The organism is Micrococcus sp. HG099 (assembly GCF_024723355.1).
Lineage (GTDB): Bacteria > Actinomycetota > Actinomycetes > Actinomycetales > Micrococcaceae > Micrococcus > Micrococcus endophyticus.
Genome location: NZ_JANQCJ010000038.1, coordinates 1 through 18,627, shown reverse-complemented (window position 1 = coordinate 18,627; position 18,627 = coordinate 1). Strand labels below are relative to the sequence as shown.

Genomic DNA, 18,627 nt, shown 5'->3' with positions numbered 1-18,627 from the left:
GTCGAGGTGACCGGCCCGCCCCGGGGCGCTCGGGCGGAGGGCGCGTCAGTGCGCCAGGGTGTCCTTCTTGCCGCGCAGGCGGTTGACCACGAGGACCACGCCGAGGGCGAGCGAGCCCCAGATCAGGCCCCACAGGGCGGAGGTCAGGGTCTCCACGAGCCAGGCCACGAAGCCGCCGGCCGCCTCCACTGCGTGGACGATCCCGTGCTGGACGTCGTAGGGCCACGGCACGCCCAGGGCTGCGAGCTCGACGAGCACGATGTGGCCGCCCACCCAGAGCATGGCCACGGTGCCGATCACGGTGATCGCGGTCAGCACGTGGGGCATGGCCTTGACCAGGCCGGCGCCGAACCTGCGGCCGCCCGCGGTGCGCCCGTTCTGCGTCATGTGCAGGCCCACGTCGTCCATCTTCACGATCAGCGCGACGGCGCCGTAGACCACCGCGGTGATCAGGATGGCCACGACCACGAGGATCACGGCCTTGAGCCAGAAGTCGACGTCGGCCACCTCGTTCATGGAGATGACCATGATCTCGGCGGAGAGGATGAAGTCGGTAGTGATGGCGCCGCGGACCACCTTGTCCTCCGCCTCGGGGCCCTTCTCCACGGCCGGCTCGTCATGCTCGGGGGAGTGCCCGGTGAGCTTGCCCCACACCTTGTGGGCGCCCTCGTAGGCGAGGTAGGTACCGCCGGCCAGCAGCAGCCACGGCAGCACCCACGGCGCCAGCCAGTCCAGCAGCAGCAGCGCCGGGAGGATGAACAACAGCTTGTTGCGCAGCGAGCCCTTGGTGATGCGCCAGATCATGGGCAGCTCGCGGTTCGCCGCGGCGCCGGCCATGTACTGCGGGGTGACGGCGGCGTCGTCCACCACCACGCCGGCCGCCTTCGCGGACGCCTTGGCGGCGCCGGCGGCGACGTCGTCCACGCTCGCGGCGGCGAGGCGGGCGAGGGCGGCGACGTCGTCGAGCAGAGCGACCAGACCGCTCATGGTTCCTCCTGGGACGTGGGACGACGCCTCGGGACGCCGACGCGCGAAGGGCACGCGGGTCGAGCATATCGACCCGCGCGCCCGTCAGAGAGGCGGCGTGGCCTCCCGGTGCGGGATCAGGCCGGCTCGGTGGTCTCCGTCGGGCGGGAGGACAGGCGCGTGTCCATGCGCAGCAGGCCCGAGCCGTCGTCGCCCACCAGCTCGAGCTGGCCGACGATCTCGGAGACCGTGGCCTCCTCCTCGATCTGCTCCTCGAGGAACCAGTTCAGCAGCGGCCGCGAGCTGAGGTCGCCGGCGGCGTCCGAGCCGCGGTCGGTCACGTGGTCGATGAACTTGTTGGCGTGCACGATCTCCTCGTCGGCCTGGTGGCGCAGCCACGCCGCCATGCCGGACAGGTCCAGGCCGTCCGCGGCGGTGACGCCGGTCACCGGATTCGTCGCCGCCGCGGCCGATGCCTAGGCTGAGCGCCGTGTCCGAGCCCCTCACCATCGCCCCGCGTCCCGACGACGTCCCCTCCGTGCCGTCGTCGTCCTCCGACGCGCCCCGGGGCCCCGGGGGCCGCCGCGCCCTGGTGAGGCGGCGGGTGTTCCGCTCGCCGCTGCAGCGACGGATCGTCTACGCGGTGGTCTTCGAGCTGCTGGCCATCCTCTTCACCACCGGGATCCTGGCCGCGTTCGGCAACTCGGGCGGCTCCTCGCTGGCGGTCGCCGTGGTCTCCTCCACGGTGGCCCTGCTGTGGAACATCGCGTTCAACTCGATGTTCGAGGCGGTCGAGCGACGCGCGGGCATCACCGGCCGGCCGTGGTGGCTGCGGGCGCTGCACGCCGTCGCCTTCGAGGGCGGGCTCATCCTCTTCCTGGTTCCGGCCGTGGCGCTCATCCTGGGCGTGGGGCTGTGGCAGGCGTTCCTCATCGAGGCCGGGCTGCTCGTGTTCTTCCTCGTCTACGCCGCCGTGTACGCGTACGCGTTCGACTGGGTGTTCGGCCTGCCGGACTCGGCCGCCGGCGCCGCGCGCTGACGCACCGCCGCGCGCGGGTGCGCCGCCGGCGCCGCCCCCTCGCGCGGGCGGACTGTCGGCGCCGCGGGGGAGTGCTGTCGGTCCCGAGGGGGAGCACCGCGGCCCGTCAGAGGCCCAGGAACTCCCGGATCGCCGGCATCTCCCGGCGCACCTGCGCCAGGCCGAGCTCATGGGCGGCCGCCAGCTTCGCCACGGAGCGCTCGGCGTTGGAGACCGGCATGGACTCTGGAACGAACAGGTACGCCTGCCCCTGCCGCTCCATCTCGAAGAGGCGCTCGCGGGTCTCGTTGTAGCGGCGCCACCGGCTGATCAGGGCCTCGGCCACCGCGGGATAGCGGCGGAAGGTGCGCTGGTAGAAGGCCGGGAACCGCTCCGGCCGCTTCACGTAGGAGCGCTCGCGCGTCATCACCACGAACAGCTTCTCGAAGCCGGCCTCCTCGGCGGCCGTGACCGGGATGCCGCCGTCCACGCCGAGCGCACCGTCCACGAACACCGTGCCCTCGGCGTGCACGGGCGGCATGAGCACGGGCATGGTGGAGGAGGCCCGCACCCGCACCATGAGGTCGGCCAGCGTGCCCATGTCCGAGCGGTCCCACCAGCGGGTCTGCCCGGTCACCGCGTCGAAGCCGACCAGGACGAGCCGGGCGGGGTTCGCCTGGAACGTCGCGAAGTCGTAGGGCAGGTCCGCCTCGGGCAGGCCGGCGTGCTCGTAGATGTACTCCGCGTTGAACAGCCCCTTGCCGCGGACGAAGCTCAGCCAGTTGCCGAAGCGCGGGTCGTCCGCGAAGTCCACGAAGGAGCGGCGGGCACGCTCGGGATCGCGTGCCAGGTAGTTCACGGAGTTCGAGGAGCCGGCGGAGATGCCGGCCACGAAGTCCACGTGGATCCGCTCGCGCAGCAGCTCGGCCACCACGGCCGAGGTCAGGGAGGCGCGCATGCCGCCGCCCTCGAACAGCAGCGCGGTGTCCGTGACGTTGGACGTCATGGGAGTTCGCATCCTGGCCCCTCTCTGTTCGCCGTCCGCCGAACGGACCGCCCGGGGGCGCATCGTTCGGCCGCGCCCATCCTAGGGGCAGGCGGGCCCGGCGTCGTGGACGAGGCTCGGCGGAGGGCCGGGAGACTGCTCACGCTGCCGCACGCCCCGAGCTGTCCTGCATCCGGCCGTTATGAGCCGCCGAATCGCCCTCATCACGGCGCTCTGCAGGACAGCTCGGGCGGGGAGCGGGACTCTGCAGGACAGCTCGGGCGGGGAGCGGCACTGTGCAGGACAGCTCGTGCGGGGAGCGGCGCGTTGCAAGAGGGCACGCCCATCCGGTCTCCCGGCCCCGCACCGCTCGCGCCAGGAGCCCCCCGCCCCGCGCCGCCCGTGCCAGGAGCCTCCGCCCTGCACCGCCTAGGCTGTCCCCATGGCCACGACCCACATGAAGAGCACCCCCGTCCAGACCGTCGGCGACCTGCCCGAGGTGGGCGCCCCCGCCCCGGACTTCACCCTCACCGGCGCGGACCTGTCCCCGGTGACCCTGCAGGAGCTGCGCGGCCGCCGCGTGATCCTCAACGTGTTCCCCTCGCTGGACACCGGCGTGTGCGCCGCCTCCGTCCGCGAGTTCAACTCCCGCGCCACGGACCTGGAGGACACCACTGTCCTCGCCGTCTCCGCGGACCTGCCCTTCGCGGCGGCCCGCTTCTGCTCCGCCGAGGGCATCGAGAACGTCCGCTCCGGCTCCGTGTTCCGCTCCTCCTTCGGGGACGACTACGGGGTGACCATGGTGGACGGCCCGCTCGAGGGCCTGCTCGCGCGCGCCGTCGTCGTGGTGGACGCGGAGGGCGTCGTCCGCCACGCCCAGCTGGTCCCCGAGATCACCGAGGAGCCGGACTACGAGGCCGCCCTGGCGGCCGCGCAGGCCTGAGCATGAGCGTCCCGCCAGGCTGGCCGCCGCGCCGCCGGCGCTCGCCGCTGGCCCTGGCGATCTCCTTCTTCGGCGTGCTCGGCGCGCTCGTGATCGCCGTCGGGGTGACCCTGCTGGTGGCGGGGCGGATGGTCGACGTCGCCGGCGCCCCGGACCCCGTCGTCTCGGCGCGGGAGGCGGCGCCCCCGGACGCCGGCGCGCTCGCCCAGGAGCTGGCCGGCGCCCACGAGGGCGTGGCGGTCGACTGGGACGCGCCCGCCCACGCCGGGTCCGAGCTGGACCCGGGGCTCGCGGTGGACCACGCCCCGGGCATCCTGCTCGTGGAGACGGTCCTGGGCCAGAGGATGGGCACCGGCACCGGCATGGTCCTCACCCCCGAGGGCCTGGCGCTGACCAACTACCACGTGGTGGAGGACTCCTCCGAGGTCTTCGTGGTGGAGGCGGACACGGGGGAGCGGCACACGGCCACGGTCCTCGGGCGGGACGCGGAGCATGACGTCGCGGTGCTGGACGTCCACGGCGTCACCGACCTGCCGGTGGCCAGCGTCTCGCTGGACCCGGTCCGGCGCGGGGACGAGGTGGCGGCGGTCGGTAACGGGCGCGGCCAGGGGCATCTCACCGCGGTGCGCGGCACGGTGCTCGGCACGGACCGCACCATCATGGCCGCGTCCCAGGGCAGCGACGAGTACGCGCGCCTGACGGGCCTGATCCAGACGGACGCGGACGTGGTGCCCGGCTACTCCGGCGGTCCCGTGGTGGACGACGACGGCCAGGTCGTCGGCGTCACGGTAGCGGCCAGCGACGGGACGGGCGCGCAGGAGGTCGACGGCTTCGCCATCCCGCTGGGCGTCGCCCTGGGCGTCGTGGACCAGGTCCTCTCCGGGGAGGAGACGGACACCGTCAGCATCGGCGCGGACGGCGCACTGGGCATCATGGTCGCCGCCGACCCCGAGGCCGGCGTCGTGGTGATGCAGGTGGACGCGGACTCGGCGGCCGAGGCGATCGGCCTCGTGCCGGGCGACGTGGTGCTGTCCGTCGACGGCCAGGCGGTGGAGGGCAGCGCCTCCCGCATGTCCCGCCTGGTGAACGACCACAACGTGGGGGACCGGATCACCGTGACGTGGCGGACTGCCTCCGGGGAGGTCCGCGAGGCGGAGGCCGTGCTGCAGGAGGCCGTGGTCAACTGACCGGCAGCCCGCCCCGGCGCTCCCCTTGAGAGGACCGGCCGCTCCCGCAGCGCGGCCCCGCCGGGCGGGCGCCGTCCGGCTCAGCCGAGCAGGTCGAGGGAGATCGCCATCGCGGCGACGCCCAGCAGGACGCCGGCCAGCGTGGCCGCCCGCCCGCCGGCGGCGCGGGCCGCGGGCAGCAGCGCGTCCAGGCTGACGGTGATCATCACGCCGGCCACGGCGGCGAATACCACCGCCACGAGCGCGGGGTTCAGGAACGGGGCGAGCAGCAGCCAGCCCACGAGGGCGCCCACGGGCTCGGCGAGGCCGGTGAACGCGGTCCATGCGAAGGCCTTGCGCCGGGAGCCGGTGGCCCGCCGGACGGGCACGGCCACCGCGATCCCCTCGGGCACGTTGTGCACCGCCATCGCCACGGCCAGCGCCACCCCCACGGACGGGTCCTGCAGGGCGCCGGCGAACGTCACGAACCCCTCGGGGACGTTGTGCAGGCCGATCGCCAGCGCCGTCACCATGCCCAGGCGCATGAGCCGCAGCCGGCTCAGCCCGTCGGGGCCGTCCACGTCGTCCGGCACGCCCGCCGCGGGCACCGGCACCGCGCGCTCCAGGACCACGTAGCCGGCCGCGCCCACCGCGAGCGCGCCCACGGCGAGGGCGGTGGCGGCCCCGCCGACCGCGCCGGCCAGGCCCTCGACGGCCACCGGCAGCATCTCCAGGAAGGACACCGCGATCATCACGCCGGCGGCCAGGCCCAGCGCGGCCCCGAGGCCGCGCCCGGAGGGCTCCTTCCCGACGACGGCGAGGACGCCGCCCAGCACCGTGGCCAGGCCGGCGAAGGCCGTCAGGGCCAGAGCGATCCAGAAGGGGTCCACGGCGCATCCTCCTGAAGCACGTGCGGCGGGGTGCGACCATCCTAATGAGCCGGCCGGCGGCCTCCGTCTCATCACCGTCTCATGGGTGGGGGCGAGACTGGCATCGGCTCCGGGGCCCGGCCCCGTCCGCACCGCACGCACCAGCATCGGAGAGTCCATGACCGCCTGGCCCACCCCGTCGCCGGCCCCCGCCGCCGGTCCCCGCTTCGCGCTGCCGCGGGGCGTCGAGCCCGGCCGCGCCGTGGTGGTGGGCGCCGGACCCAACGGCCTCACGGCCGCGGCGCTGCTCGCCCGCGAGGGCTGGGAGGTGGACGTGTACGAGCGGGCCCCCGTGCCCGGCGGCGCGTCGGCCTCAGCGCCGGTGCTGGGGGAGGGAACCGTGGTGGACCTCGGCGCGGCGGGCCATCCGTTCGGCGCGGCCAGCCCCGTGTTCCGGGATCTGGACCTGGCCGCCCACGGGCTGCAGTGGCTGCACCCCGCGGTGCCGATGGGCCATCCGCTGCCGGACGGCCCGGCCGCGATCCTGCACCGCGACCTGGACGCCACCGCGGAGGGCCTCGGCCCGGACGGGCGCGCGTGGCGGGCGGTCCACGGCGCCCTCGTGGAGCACATCGAGCAGCTCGTGGCGGACGTGCTCGGCCCGCTGGTGCGCCCCTGGCCCCACCCGGTGGCCATGGCGCGGTTCGGGCTGCGCGCGCCCTGGCCGGCGGCCCACTTCGGGCGGGCCGTGTTCCGCACCGAGCAGGCCCGCGCCCTCTACACCGGCTCCGCCGTCCACGCGATCATGCCCCCCGGCCGTCCCCTCACCAGCGCGTTCGGCGCCCTGTTCGGCGCCCTGGGCATGAGCTCGGGCTGGCCCGTGGCCCGCGGCGGTTCCGGGGCCATCACCGACGCGCTCGTGTCCGTGCTGCGCGCCCGCGGCGGGCGCCTGCACCTGGACCAGGAGGTCACGGACCTGCGGGCGCTGCCCGACGCGGACGCCGTCGTGCTGGACATGACTCCGCGCCAGGTGGCGCGGCTGCGCGGGACCGACCTGCCGCCCTCCTACGCCGCCGCGCTCCAGCGGTGGTGCCCCGGCCCGGCCGTCTCCAAGGTGGACTTCCTGCTCGACGGCCCCGTCCCGTGGCGCGACGGGCGCCTGGCCGGCGCCGGCACCGTGCACCTCGGCGGCACCGCCGCGGACATCCAGCGGGCCGAGGCCGACGTCGCCGCCGGCCGCATGCCCGCCCGGCCCTTCGTGATGCTCTGCCAGCAGCAGTCCGCGGACCCCTCCCGCGCGGCCGGCCCCGCCGCGGGGCGCACCGTGCTCTGGTCCTACGCGCACGTGCCCCACGGGCACCCCGGGGACGTCCGCCCGCTGATCGAGGCGGAGGTGGAGCGGCACGCCCCCGGGTTCCGGGACCGGATCCTCGGCGCCGTGGACATGCGTCCGGCGGACCTCGAGGCGTGGAACCCCAACCTCGTGGGCGGGGACATCGCCGGCGGCTCGATGGCCGGCCTGCGGCTGCTGCTGCGCCCCACCGCCTCCCCGCGGCCGCACCGCGTCGGCCGGCCCGGCCTCTACCTCGCCTCGGCCTCCACGCCGCCCGGCGCCGGCGTGCACGGCATGGCCGGCGCGTGGGCCGTGCGGACCCTGCTGGCCGACCGCGCCCGCGCCACCGGCCGCTGACCCGCCCCGACACCGCCCCACCCGCCGCCCGACCGTCATCACCCCCAGGAGGAGCCATGAGAGTCCCGCTCGCACTCCGACCGCTCATCGACCGCCCGCCGGCCCCGACCGCCGCCCCCGAGCCCACCGCCCGGGACGCATGGGCGATCGGCCTCGGCGCAGCCGCCGTCGCCGTGGCCCTGTGGCCGCTGCGCGCCTACGCCGGCAGCCACCTCTCCGGCACGGACGCGCCGAAGTTCCGGCTCGACTCCTTCCCGCTGTCCACGTACCCCATGTTCTCGGAGCACCGGGGCCGCTCGACGCACGTCCCGCACGTCATCGGCCTGACCGCCGAGGGCGAGCGCGTCATCCCGCACCACCGCCACTTCGGCACGGGCGGGCTCAACCAGACCCGCAAGCAGGTGGCCCGCGCCTTCCGCCGGGGCGACGCCGCCGTCGTCGTCCAGGACTACGCCGACGCCCTGGCCCGCCAGACCGAGGCGCTCGGGGGAGCGGTGCCCACCGGCTCCGGCCCGGGGTCCACGCGACGCCGCCGCGAGGCCGCGATCGTGACCGTGGAGGCCGTGCGCTCCCGCTTCCGCTTCGACGAGTACATGGCCGGGCAGCGCCTGCCCCAGCGCGAGCAGGTCCTCGCCCGCTGTGCCGTCGGCGGCAGGGCCGAGGCCGTCCAGGAGCGGCGGGACGCCGCCCAGCTCGGCCGGGAGGCGGGACGATGAGCACCGGACGCCCCCTCCTCGCCTCCGTGTGGCGGCACGCCGTGGACGTGCTCCGCCCCGCCGCCACGCCCGCCCGCCCCGCCGTTGTCCGCCTCGGCGTCGGCGCCTTCGCCGCCTGGAACGGGCACCGCCGCCGCGACCTCGTCCGAGGGCTGCACCGGCAGGACCCGCGCCGCTTCGAGCCCGTGGGCGTGGTGAAGGTCCTCAAGCGGCCCCTGCCACCGCGCGTGGCCGACGGCCTGTTCGACGCCGCCCAGGCCGTGAACGCGCTCGCGACCCTCGGGGTGGCCCATCGCGTCACCGGACCGCTCAACGCGGCCCTGCAGCTGTGGACGCTGAGCTACCGCAACTCGTGGGGGATGCTCTACCACAACGACAACATGCTGCTGATGCACCAGATGGTGCTGGGCGTCTCACCGAGCGCCGACGCGCTGAGCGTGGACGCCGCCGTCGCCGGCCGGGGTCTCGCCCCGGCCGTGCTGGAGCGGCGGTACGGGGGAGTGCTGCCCATGGTCAACGCGGCGACGTGCGTGGTCTACCTCATCTCCGGCGTCGCCAAGGTGCGCAGCGAGCTGGGGGTCAAGTGGGCCGGCGGCGACGTCCTGCGCGGCCAGATCGCCATCGACGGGCTGCGCAAGGAGCTCTTCGGCTCCGAGATGCCCGCGGCCGGGCGGGCGCTGTACCGGCAGGAGCACTTCTTCACCCTGATGGCCACCGTGGCCCTGGCCGTCGAGCTGGGGGCGCCGCTGTCCCTGGTGGACCGCCGCCTGGGCCGCGCCTTCGCCGTAGTCGCGTGGGGGATGCACGTCGGGATCCGCGTGATCATGGGCATCAAGTTCACCTACAACACCTCCGGCGTGAGCTACCTGGGCTACTTCCCGGTAGGCCCCGCGCTGCCGCGCTGACCGGCGGCGCATCGCCCCAGGCGACACGCGGGTGGGCGGATCCGGGCGCGGGACTTTCGCGAATCGGAATGTGCCCGCTACAGTGTGGTCCATCTCACGGAACGTTCCGTCTCGGCGGAACGGCCCGGAGGTCGTCTCGCACCACCGGTTCCCACCCGTGGCCGGATGCGCGACGTCCTTGCACCTCTGATGAACGGAAGCCACTTCCATGAAGTACACCAAGCTCTCCGCCGCCGCGGCCCTCGCCGCCGGCTCGGCCCTCATCCTCTCCGCCTGCGCCCCGGGCGGCGGCGACGACGCCGACAACACCGCCTCCTCCGGCAACGGCGGCGCCTCCGGCTCCGCCTCGCAGGGCGGCGAGGCCGGCGCCCCCGAGGTCACCGAGGGTGACAAGGGCCAGAAGCTCACCGCCCCCGTGGACGGCCCCGGCATGGCGGACCTGGGCGATATCCAGCCCCAGGACGACACCATCGCCTACTCCGTCGGCGCGGACGACTTCGTGTCCTACAACGGCGTGCAGTCCAACACCTACACCACGTACAACTCCGCCGTGGTGGACCGCATGTTCTCCTCCTTCTGGTACTTCGGCACGGACGGCTCCATCCAGAAGAACGAGGACTTCGGCACCTACGAGAAGGTCTCGGACGAGCCGCTGCAGGTGAAGTACACCATCGCCGAGGACGCCAAGTGGTCCGACGGCACCCCCGTCACCGCCGCCGACTACATCCTGCAGTGGGCCGTGGAGAACGACACCGTCAAGGCCGAGGGCGCCGAGGCCCCGCTGTTCGACTCCATCTCCTTCGAGCAGGGCAAGTACATCACCGAGGCCCCCGAGGGCGACCCCGCCGGCAAGGAGTTCACGGTCACCTACGCCGAGCCCTACGCCGACTGGGAGATCCTGATCGGCTCCACCCTCCCGGCGCACATCGTCGCCGAGAAGGCCGGCATGACCATCGAGGAGCTCGCCGAGGCCGCCGCGAACAAGGACGTCGAGGCGCTGGCCCCCGCCGCCGAGTTCTGGAACGACGGCTGGGACTTCAACCCGGGCGAGCTGCCGGACCTGGCGGACGTGCCCTCCACCGGCCCCTACATGTTCAAGGAGGGCGGCTGGCAGGCCGGCCAGAGCATCACGCTCACGGCCAACCCGGAGTACTTCGGCACCCCCGCCGCCACCAAGGAGCTCGTGCTCCGCTTCGCCGACCCGAAGACCCACGTGCAGGCGCTGCAGAACGGCGACCTGGACGTCATCGAGCCGCAGGCCACCGTGGACACCCTGCAGCAGCTCGAGGGCCTGGGCGACTCCGTCAACATCCAGACCGGCGACCAGATGACCTGGGAGCACATCGACTACAGCCACGTCGAGGGCTCGGTCTTCGCCGACTCCCCGGAGCTGCGCGAGGCCTTCGCCCTGTGCGTGCCGCGTCAGCAGATCGTGGACAACCTGATCAAGCCGATCTACCCCGAGGCCCAGGTCATGAACCTGCGCGAGGTCTTCCCGTTCCAGGACGACTACCAGGAGGTCGTGGACGCGGCCTACCCGTCGGAGCTGGACCAGCCGAACCTCGAGCGTGCCAAGGAGCTCGTCGAGCAGTCGGGCGTCTCCAACCCGACCGTGCGCCTCGGCTACCAGGCCGGCAACCCGCGCCGCACCGAGACCGTCGCGCTCATCAAGAGCTCGTGCGACCAGGCCGGCTTCAACATCCAGGACGCCAACTCGCCGGTGTTCTTCACTGAGGTCCTGCCTGCGGGTGACGTGGATGCGGCCCTGTTCGCCTGGGCCGGTTCCGGCCAGAAGGCGTCGGGCAAGAACATCTACCACACCACCGGCGCGCAGAACCAGGTGAAGTACTCCAACCCCGAGGTCGACGCCGCGTGGGACGCCCTGGCCACCTCGCTGGACGAGGACGAGCAGAAGGAGCAGACCAAGATCATCGAGAAGCTCCTGTGGGAGGACTTCCAGGCGATCCCGCTGTACGCCCACCCGGGTGTGGTCGGCCACAACGCCGACGTCGCCAACGTGCGCGACTCCGCCGCCCAGTCGGGCGCGCTGTGGAACGTGGAGCAGTGGGTCCGCGTCCAGCAGTGACGTCCCACTGATCCCTGACGACCGGCGGTCCGCTCCCAGCGGACCGCCGGTGTCCGGACTCAGGACAGAGCCCGGCCGGGCACCGGCCGGGCTCTGGCCGTGAACCGCGGCTCCGCCGCACTTCCCTCTCCTCCGCACGCGCACGGAAGGCCACCCCCTGTTGTGCTGAAATTCATCCTCAAGCGTCTCGGCAGCTCCCTCCTGGTGCTGTTCGGCGCATCGATCCTCCTGTTCTTCCTCGTGGTCAACTCGGGCGACCCCCTCCAGGACCTGCGAGAGTCCTCGAGCCCCAACCGCGAGACCCTCATCGCCGCGCGCACCCAGTTCATGGGGCTGGACCAGCCGTGGTACGGCCGCTACTGGGACTGGCTGACCGGCGTCGCCGGCTGCGCCACCGGCAACTGCGACTTCGGGCTCAACCGCTCCGGTCAGCAGATCGGCGACCTCCTGAGCAACGCCGCGGCCTCCACGCTGCGCCTCGTCGTGCTCGCCACCGTCCTGGCCATCATCATCGGCATCGCGGTCGGCATCATCACCGCGATCCGCCAGTACTCCGGCCTGGACTACGTGGTCACGTTCCTGATCTTCCTCTTCTTCTCCCTGCCCGTGTTCTGGGCCGCCGTGCTCCTGAAGGAGTACCTGGGCATCCGGTTCAACGACTGGATCAGGATGCCGGAGCTCAACTGGACAGGGCTGATCGTGCTGGCCCTGCTCGTGGGCCTCGCCCTCCAGGCCGTCATGGCCGGAGACGTCAAGCGCCGCGTGTTCACCTTCCTGGCCACCGTGGCGGTCGTCCTCGTCGGTGGCTGGCTGCTCTTCGCCCTCGACTTCTGGCGCAACCCGCAGATGGGCCCGATCGTCCAGGCCCTGATCGGCCTGGCCGCCGCCGTCGGCGCCACCACCGTGATCGCCGGCCTGCGCAACCGCTCGGTGCTCAAGGCGACCCTCGTGACCGTCGCGATCGGCATCGTGGCCTACTACGCCACCTACGGCATCCTGCGCAGCACGCCCTCGGCGCTGCTGATCGCCGGCCTCGGCGTGATCCTGGTGCTCGTGGCCATCCTCGTGGGCCGCCTGCTCGGCGGCTTCTCCAAGAGCGCGGCCGTGTCCGCCTCGCTGGTGACCGCCCTGATCATGGGCGTGTCGATCGTGGCCGAGCACGTCATGAACTACTGGCCCGCCTTCCTGCGGGCCAAGCCGCGTCCGATCTCCACGATCGGCTCGGGCACGCCCAATATGGAGGGCCACTTCTGGGTGCTCTTCCTGGACCGCGGCGCGCAGCTGCTGCTGCCCACCATCCTGCTGACCATCATCTCGGTGGCCACCTACTCGCGGTACACCCGCTCCTCCATGCTCGAGGTCTCGCGCCAGGACTACATCCGCACCGCGCGCGCCAAGGGCCTGTCGGAGCGCCAGGTGATCCTGAAGCACGCGTTCCGCAACTCGCTGATCCCCATCACCACGATCATGGCCTTCGACTTCGCCGGCCTGATCGGCGGCGCCGTGATCACGGAGCAGGTGTTCGGCTGGAAGGGCATGGGCGAGCTGTTCGCCACCGGCCTCAACCAGGTGGATCCCATGCCCGTCATGGCGTTCTTCCTGGTGACCGGCACCGCCGCCGTGCTGATGAACCTCGTGGCGGACGTGCTCTACGCCGTCCTCGACCCCCGGATTCGAGTGTGAGCCAGATGACGACCAACAACTCCTCAACGTCGGGCACCCAGCTCGACGAGCAGCAGATCTTCGACCTCGCGGAGGCCGAGGACGCCAAGCTCCGCGCCAAGGCCGGGAAGTCCTATTCGCAGGGCGCCCTGGTCCGCAAGCGCTTCCTCCACCACAAGGCCGCGATGGCCTCCGTGATCGTCCTCGTGTTCATCACGGTGATGGCGTTCACGTCCATCGGCTTCGCCGGCATCCCCGGCTGGTGGGACAAGTCCTACCTCGCCGCCGCCACCGTGGTGGACGGCGGCCGGCCCACCCTCTCGCTCGTGCCGCAGTTCCTCGGCGGCGAGGGCATCCGATGGGGCGAGCACCCCTTCGGCCAGGACTCCACGGGCAAGGACTACTTCGCCCTGGTGATGCGCGGCACTCAGCAGTCCATGATCATCGCGGCCATCGTGGGCCTGCTCTCCACGGTGATCGGCGCCGTCATCGGCGCCGTGTCCGGCTACTTCGGCGGCTGGATCGACTCGGTGCTGATGCGCCTGACCGACCTGATCATCGTCATCCCGCTGCTCGTGCTGGCGGCCGTGCTCGGCAAGATGGCCAGCGGCGCGAACATGGGCATCCTCCCGCTCGCGCTCGTGCTCGGCCTGGTGACCTGGACGTCGCTGGCCCGTCTCGTGCGCGGCGAGGTCCTCTCCCTGCGCGAGAAGGAGTTCGTGGCGGCCGCCGTCGCCATGGGCGCCAAGCCGGGCCGCGTGATCGGCAAGCACCTGCTGCCGAACACCATCGGCGTGATCGTGGTCAACGCGACGTTCGCGATCGCCGGCGCCGTGCTGCTGGAGACCTCGCTCTCCTTCCTCGGCTTCGGCGTGAAGGCCCCGGACTCGTCCCTGGGCCTGCTCATCAGCCTCTACCAGAACTCCTTCACCACCCGTCCGTGGCTGTTCTGGTGGCCGGGCATGATCATCCTGGCCATCGCCCTGTCCGTGAACTTCCTGGGCGACGGCCTGCGCGACGCCTTCGACCCGCGTCAGGGCGCGGCGGCGGGCCGCAAGCGCGGCCTGTTCGGCCGCCGTGCCGCCAAGACCGACGCCGGCGCCACCACCGCCGCCGGCCTGGGCACCGCGCCCACCGCCCGTGACGGTGAGGCGGACGACCTCATCGCCGACCCCGACGCCCCCGAGCCCCGCCGCGGCGGAGTCGGCGGCCCGGCAGGAGGTGTGGGCCAGTGACCGCGCACGGCAACGACAAGGAAGGCCGACCGATGTCCGGCAAGAAGAACCAGCACGACGCCGCCGGCACTGAGCCGACGGCGGTCGGGACCGGCGCCGGCGAGCACGGCTCGCACTCCGCCGACCTCGACGCGCGCGGCGCGGCCGTGCCCGGCTCCTCGGGCACGGGCGGGCCGACCCCCGGCCCGGCGACCAGCTCCATGGGGGTCGTGGCCCGCCACGACGACCTGGACGGCAAGCCCGTGCTCGCGTTCCGCGACGTGGACGTGAAGTTCGGGACCGAGTTCGGCGAGGTCCACGCCGTGAAGGGTGTGACGTTCGACGTCAAGCCCGGCGAGGTCGTCGCCCTCGTGGGCGAGTCGGGCTCCGGCAAGTCCGTCACCAGCGCCACCGCCATGGGCCTGCTGCCGAGCAACGCGGACATCACCGGCTCGGTGCAGCTCGCGGGCCGCGAGGTGCTCGACATGACCCCCGGCCAGCTGCGCGGGATCCGCGGTGACGAGGTCGCCATGGTGTTCCAGGAGCCGATGACGGCGCTGAACCCGGTGCTCACGGTGGGCGACCAGCTCACCGAGGCGCTGGAGCTGCACGGCATCGCCTACGGCACCGAGGCGGACAAGCGCGCGGTCGAGCTGCTCACCATGGTGGGCATCCCGGACGCGGCGGAGCGCCTGAAGCAGTACCCGCACCAGTTCTCCGGCGGCCAGCGCCAGCGCATCGTGATCGCGATGGCCATCAGCTGCTCTCCGAAGGTGATCATCGCGGACGAGCCCACCACGGCGCTCGACGTGACGGTCCAGGCGGAGATCCTGGAGCTGCTGCGCTCGCTGAAGAACAAGATGAACACCGGCATCCTGCTCATCACGCACAACATGGGCGTGGTGGCGGACATGGCGGACCGCGTGTGCGTGATGCTCCACGGCGAGCTCGTGGAGCAGGGCACGGTGCACCAGGTGCTCCAGCACGCCCAGCACCCCTACACGCAGAAGCTGCTCTCCTCGGTGCCGCGCCTCGGCGCGACGTACGAGGTCGCCGAGCCGGAGCCGGTCACGGCCACCCAGACGACGGCCAAGTACGCGATCGAGGCGGAGGACCTGCACCTCGAGTACGACCACCGCGGCAAGAAGAACCGCGTGGTGCACGACGTCAGCTTCCAGGTGGCCCCGGGCGAGATCCTCGGCCTCGTGGGCGAGTCCGGCTCGGGCAAGTCCACCATCGCCAAGTCGGTGCTGGGCCTGCTCACCATCGCGGAGGGCTCGCTGCGGATCCAGGGCCACGACCTGGCTGCCATGCCGAAGTCGGAGCAGCGGAAGCTGCGCAAGAACATCGGCGTGGTGTTCCAGGACCCGGCGGCCTCGCTGGACCCCCGGTTCCCGATCGGCGACGTCATCACCGAGCCGATGGTGGTCCACAAGGTGGGGGACCGGCGCTCGCGCCTGGCCCGCGCCGAGGAGCTGCTGGACGCGGTGCGCCTGCCCCGCTCCGTGGTGAACCGCTACCCGCACGAGCTCTCGGGGGGCCAGCGCCAGCGCGTCTCGATCGCCCGCGCCCTGACCCTGGACCCCCAGGTGCTCATCGCGGACGAGCCGACCTCGGCGCTGGACGTGTCCGTCCAGGCCGCGGTGCTGGACATGTTCGCCGAGCTGCAGCAGCGCTACGAGTTCGCCTGCCTGTTCGTGTCCCACGACCTCGCGGTGGTGGACATGCTGGCCCACAAGGTGCTCGTCCTCAAGGACGGCCGCCAGGTGGAGCAGGGACCCACCAAGGAGGTGCTCCACAACCCGCGTGAGGAGTACACCCGCCGGCTCCTGGCCGCGGCCCCCGTGCCGGACCCGGACCAGCAGGCGGAGCGGCGCCAGGAGCGCCGCGACTTCCTCGCCTCCCTCGGCGAGGGCGTCTACTGATCCCCTGAGGGTGCGCGGCGGGCCGGCCCCGCCGCGCACCCGGGCCGACCGGCCCGCCATCCGACGGCGGTCCCTGCGCGTACAATCGCACGGGGGCCGCCGTCGTCGTGCGTCCCCGCCCCACGCCTCACGAACCGGACAGGACGCCCATGACCTCGACCGACACCCGCCGCTCCGACCTGCGCAACGTGGCCATCGTGGCCCACGTGGACCACGGCAAGACCACCCTCGTGGATGCCATGCTCCGTCAGGGAGGCGCCTTCGCGGCCCACGGGGAGGTGGCCGAGCGCGTCATGGACTCCGGGGACCTGGAGCGCGAGAAGGGCATCACGATCCTGGCCAAGAACACCACCGTGTTCTACTCCGGGCCCTCCGCCCCCGAGGGCCAGACCGTGACCTTCAACGTGATCGACACCCCCGGCCACGCCGACTTCGGCGGCGAGGTGGAGCGCGGCCTGTCCATGGTGGACGGCGTCGTGCTGCTCGTGGACTCCTCCGAGGGCCCGCTGCCGCAGACCCGCTTCGTGCTGCGCAAGGCGCTGGCCGCCAAGCTGCCCGTGATCCTCGTGGTCAACAAGACGGACCGCCCGGACGCCCGCATCGACGGCGTCGTCTCCGACTCCATGGACCTGCTCCTGGGCCTGGCCTCGGACCTCGCCGACGAGGTGGAGGACCTGGACCTGGACTCCGTGCTGAACCTGCCCGTGGTGTTCGCCTCCGGCAAGGCCGGCCGCGCCTCGCTGAACCAGCCCGAGGACGGCTCCCTGCCGGACTCCGAGGACCTCGAGCCGCTGTTCGCCACCATGATGGAGCACATCCCGGCCCCCGCCTACACGGAGGGCGAGGTCCTCCAGGCGCACGTCACCAACCTGGACGCCTCCCCGTTCCTGGGCCGCCTGGCCCTGCTGCGCATCTTCAACGGCACCCTGAAGAAGGGCCAGCAGGTCGCCTGGGCCCGCCAGGACGGCACGCTGAAGACCGTGAAGATCACCGAGCTGCTCGGCACCAAGGGCCTGAGCCGCGAGCCGATCGAGGAGGCCGGCCCGGGCGAGATCGTGGCCGTGGCCGGCATCGAGGACATCATGATCGGCGAGACCCTCACGGACGTCGAGAACCCCAAGCCGCTGCCGCTGATCACGGTGGACGACCCCGCCATCTCCATGACCGTGGGCATCAACACCTCCCCGCTGGCCGGCCGCGTCAAGGGCGCCAAGGTCACGGCCCGCCAGGTGAAGGACCGCCTGGACGCCGAGCTGATCGGCAACGTCTCCCTCAAGGTGCTCCCCACCGAGCGCCCGGACGCCTGGGAGGTCCAGGGCCGCGGCGAGCTCGCGCTGGCCATCCTCGTGGAGCAGATGCGCCGCGAGGGCTTCGAGCTGACCGTGGGCAAGCCGCAGGTGGTCACCAAGACCGTGGACGGCAAGGTCCACGAGCCCATGGAGCTGATGACCATCGACACGCCCGAGGAGTTCATGGGCGCCGTCACCCAGCTCATGGCCGCCCGCAAGGGCCGCATGCAGGAGATGTCCAACCACGGCACCGGCTGGATCCGCATGGAGTTCTCCGTGCCCGCCCGCGGCCTGATCGGCTTCCGCACCCAGTTCCTCACGGACACGCGCGGCGCCGGCATCGCCTCCTCCATCGCCAACGGCTACGAGCCCTGGGCCGGCACCATCGAGTACCGCAACAACGGCTCGCTCGTGGCGGACCGCGCCGGCACGGCCACCCCGTTCGCCATGATCAACCTGCAGGAGCGCGGCTCCTTCTTCATCCAGCCCGGCTCCGAGGTGTACGAGGGCATGATCGTCGGCGAGAACTCCCGCGCGGACGACATGGACGTGAACATCACCAAGGAGAAGAAGCTCACCAACATGCGTGCGGCCTCCTCGGACTCGTTCGAGGGCCTGACGCCCCCGCGCCAGCTCACCCTCGAGGAGTCCCTCGAGTTCGCCCGCGAGGACGAGTGCGTGGAGATCACCCCGGAGGACATCCGCATCCGCAAGGTGGTCCTGGACGCCAACGAGCGCCTGAAGGCCGCGCGCGCCCGCGCCCGTGCCTGACCGGTCCGGACGGCGCGGCGCCGCCCGCGGCGCCGGGGTCCTCGGCGGAGCGCTGCTCGGCCTGGGCGCCGGCGTCCTCGGCACGGCGGTCCACCTGACGCTCTCGCCGCTGCCCGACGGCTGGACCCTGCCGTGGGGGGCCGTGCTGGCCCTCGTGCTGGCCGGCTCGGTCCAGCGGTGGTGGATGCGCCGGACCGCCGAGCGCGGCGGCGCGCCCCTGCCGGCCGGGGCGGCCGTCGTCGCCGGCGCGTTCACCGCGGTCCTGGCCCTGCACCGCCTGCCGGTCCACGACGCCCTCGGGGTGCCGTGGACCGCGGGCATGCTGGCGGCGGCGCCGGGCGCCGTCGTCGCGTCCGTGGCCTGGACCGTCGGCCAGCCGCTGCTGGGCCTGGTCCTGCTGGCGCTCGGGCGCCGGCTCGGCC

16 protein-coding genes are annotated in these 18,627 nt (G+C 72.9%); 12 read left to right on the top strand and 4 right to left on the bottom strand.

Annotation, left to right across the window (positions count from 1 at the left end):
* Positions 1-45 precede the first annotated feature (45 nt).
* Together NWP10_RS05285 and NWP10_RS05280 are read right to left on the bottom strand one after the other, a co-directional pair.
* Complete coding sequence (locus NWP10_RS05285) at positions 46-987, bottom strand: DUF808 domain-containing protein (RefSeq protein WP_258300133.1); 942 nt, start codon at positions 985-987, stop codon at positions 46-48.
* A gap of 116 nt (positions 988-1,103) precedes the next feature.
* The gene (locus NWP10_RS05280; RefSeq protein ID WP_258300132.1) at positions 1,104-1,415 is read right to left on the bottom strand and encodes a ferritin; all 312 of its coding nucleotides are present in this window, start codon (positions 1,413-1,415) and stop codon (positions 1,104-1,106) included.
* 41 nt (positions 1,416-1,456) lie between these two features.
* Here NWP10_RS05280 and NWP10_RS05275 point away from each other — a divergent pair, with 41 nt between their 5' ends.
* Entirely contained in the window at positions 1,457-2,005 is a 549-nt protein-coding gene (locus NWP10_RS05275; protein WP_258300131.1) for a PACE efflux transporter, read from the top strand.
* Positions 2,006-2,111: 106 nt separating this feature from the next.
* Here the strand turns inward: NWP10_RS05275 and NWP10_RS05270 are convergent, their stop codons facing one another.
* Positions 2,112-3,002, bottom strand: a complete 891-nt coding sequence (locus NWP10_RS05270; protein ID WP_036382648.1) for a patatin family protein — start codon at positions 3,000-3,002, stop codon at positions 2,112-2,114.
* A 409-nt stretch (positions 3,003-3,411) separates the two neighbouring features.
* Here NWP10_RS05270 and tpx point away from each other — a divergent pair, with 409 nt between their 5' ends.
* Both tpx and NWP10_RS05260 read left to right on the top strand, forming a co-directional pair.
* Positions 3,412-3,912: a thiol peroxidase gene (tpx, locus tag NWP10_RS05265; RefSeq protein ID WP_017489371.1), complete on the top strand. Its 501-nt coding sequence runs from the start codon at positions 3,412-3,414 to the stop codon at positions 3,910-3,912.
* Positions 3,913-3,914: 2 nt separating this feature from the next.
* The gene (locus NWP10_RS05260; RefSeq protein ID WP_258300130.1) at positions 3,915-5,099 is read left to right on the top strand and encodes a S1C family serine protease; all 1,185 of its coding nucleotides are present in this window, start codon (positions 3,915-3,917) and stop codon (positions 5,097-5,099) included.
* Positions 5,100-5,179: 80 nt separating this feature from the next.
* Here the strand turns inward: NWP10_RS05260 and zupT are convergent, their stop codons facing one another.
* Positions 5,180-5,968 carry a zinc transporter ZupT gene (zupT, locus tag NWP10_RS05255; protein ID WP_258300129.1) on the bottom strand — a complete coding sequence of 263 codons (789 nt, stop codon included), beginning with the start codon at positions 5,966-5,968 and terminating at the stop codon, positions 5,180-5,182.
* Between the two features lie 157 nt (positions 5,969-6,125).
* Here zupT and NWP10_RS05250 point away from each other — a divergent pair, with 157 nt between their 5' ends.
* The 9 genes from NWP10_RS05250 to NWP10_RS05210 all read left to right on the top strand — a co-directional run.
* Positions 6,126-7,637, top strand: coding sequence for an NAD(P)/FAD-dependent oxidoreductase (locus NWP10_RS05250; RefSeq protein ID WP_258300128.1), 1,512 nt, complete (start codon positions 6,126-6,128; stop codon positions 7,635-7,637).
* Positions 7,638-7,693: 56 nt separating this feature from the next.
* On the top strand, positions 7,694-8,353 hold the full coding sequence (locus NWP10_RS05245; RefSeq protein ID WP_258300127.1) for a hypothetical protein: 660 nt from the start codon (positions 7,694-7,696) through the stop codon (positions 8,351-8,353).
* Positions 8,350-9,258, top strand: coding sequence for a hypothetical protein (locus NWP10_RS05240; protein ID WP_258300126.1), 909 nt, complete (start codon positions 8,350-8,352; stop codon positions 9,256-9,258). Before NWP10_RS05245 ends, NWP10_RS05240 begins: the two co-directional genes overlap by 4 nt.
* A gap of 208 nt (positions 9,259-9,466) precedes the next feature.
* Complete coding sequence (locus tag NWP10_RS05235) at positions 9,467-11,344, top strand: ABC transporter family substrate-binding protein (protein WP_258300125.1); 1,878 nt, start codon at positions 9,467-9,469, stop codon at positions 11,342-11,344.
* 162 nt (positions 11,345-11,506) lie between these two features.
* A complete protein-coding gene (locus tag NWP10_RS05230; protein ID WP_258300124.1) occupies positions 11,507-13,027 on the top strand; it encodes an ABC transporter permease in 1,521 nt (506 codons plus the stop codon).
* 5 nt (positions 13,028-13,032) lie between these two features.
* A complete protein-coding gene (locus tag NWP10_RS05225; protein WP_258300123.1) occupies positions 13,033-14,241 on the top strand; it encodes an ABC transporter permease in 1,209 nt (402 codons plus the stop codon).
* A gap of 32 nt (positions 14,242-14,273) precedes the next feature.
* Complete coding sequence (locus NWP10_RS05220; RefSeq protein WP_221432940.1) at positions 14,274-16,145, top strand: ABC transporter ATP-binding protein; 1,872 nt, start codon at positions 14,274-14,276, stop codon at positions 16,143-16,145.
* 149 nt (positions 16,146-16,294) lie between these two features.
* A complete protein-coding gene (gene typA, locus NWP10_RS05215; protein WP_141843301.1) occupies positions 16,295-18,205 on the top strand; it encodes a translational GTPase TypA in 1,911 nt (636 codons plus the stop codon).
* On the top strand, positions 18,198-18,627 hold a 430-nt coding region (locus NWP10_RS05210), incomplete at its 3' end, for a hypothetical protein (protein ID WP_258300122.1). The genes typA and NWP10_RS05210, both read left to right, overlap by 8 nt.

Coding starts and splice junctions, on each gene's coding strand:
- NWP10_RS05250 (WP_258300128.1), top strand. CDS start 6,126: ATGACCGCCTGGCCCACCCCGTCGCCGGCCCCCGCCGCCGGTCCCCGC.
- NWP10_RS05225 (WP_258300123.1), top strand. CDS start 13,033: ATGACGACCAACAACTCCTCAACGTCGGGCACCCAGCTCGACGAGCAG.
- typA (WP_141843301.1), top strand. CDS start 16,295: ATGACCTCGACCGACACCCGCCGCTCCGACCTGCGCAACGTGGCCATC.
- NWP10_RS05245 (WP_258300127.1), top strand. CDS start 7,694: ATGAGAGTCCCGCTCGCACTCCGACCGCTCATCGACCGCCCGCCGGCC.
- NWP10_RS05285 (WP_258300133.1), bottom strand. CDS start 987: ATGAGCGGTCTGGTCGCTCTGCTCGACGACGTCGCCGCCCTCGCCCGC.
- NWP10_RS05220 (WP_221432940.1), top strand. CDS start 14,274: ATGTCCGGCAAGAAGAACCAGCACGACGCCGCCGGCACTGAGCCGACG.
- tpx (WP_017489371.1), top strand. CDS start 3,412: ATGGCCACGACCCACATGAAGAGCACCCCCGTCCAGACCGTCGGCGAC.
- NWP10_RS05240 (WP_258300126.1), top strand. CDS start 8,350: ATGAGCACCGGACGCCCCCTCCTCGCCTCCGTGTGGCGGCACGCCGTG.
- NWP10_RS05235 (WP_258300125.1), top strand. CDS start 9,467: ATGAAGTACACCAAGCTCTCCGCCGCCGCGGCCCTCGCCGCCGGCTCG.
- NWP10_RS05270 (WP_036382648.1), bottom strand. CDS start 3,002: ATGCGAACTCCCATGACGTCCAACGTCACGGACACCGCGCTGCTGTTC.
- NWP10_RS05260 (WP_258300130.1), top strand. CDS start 3,915: ATGAGCGTCCCGCCAGGCTGGCCGCCGCGCCGCCGGCGCTCGCCGCTG.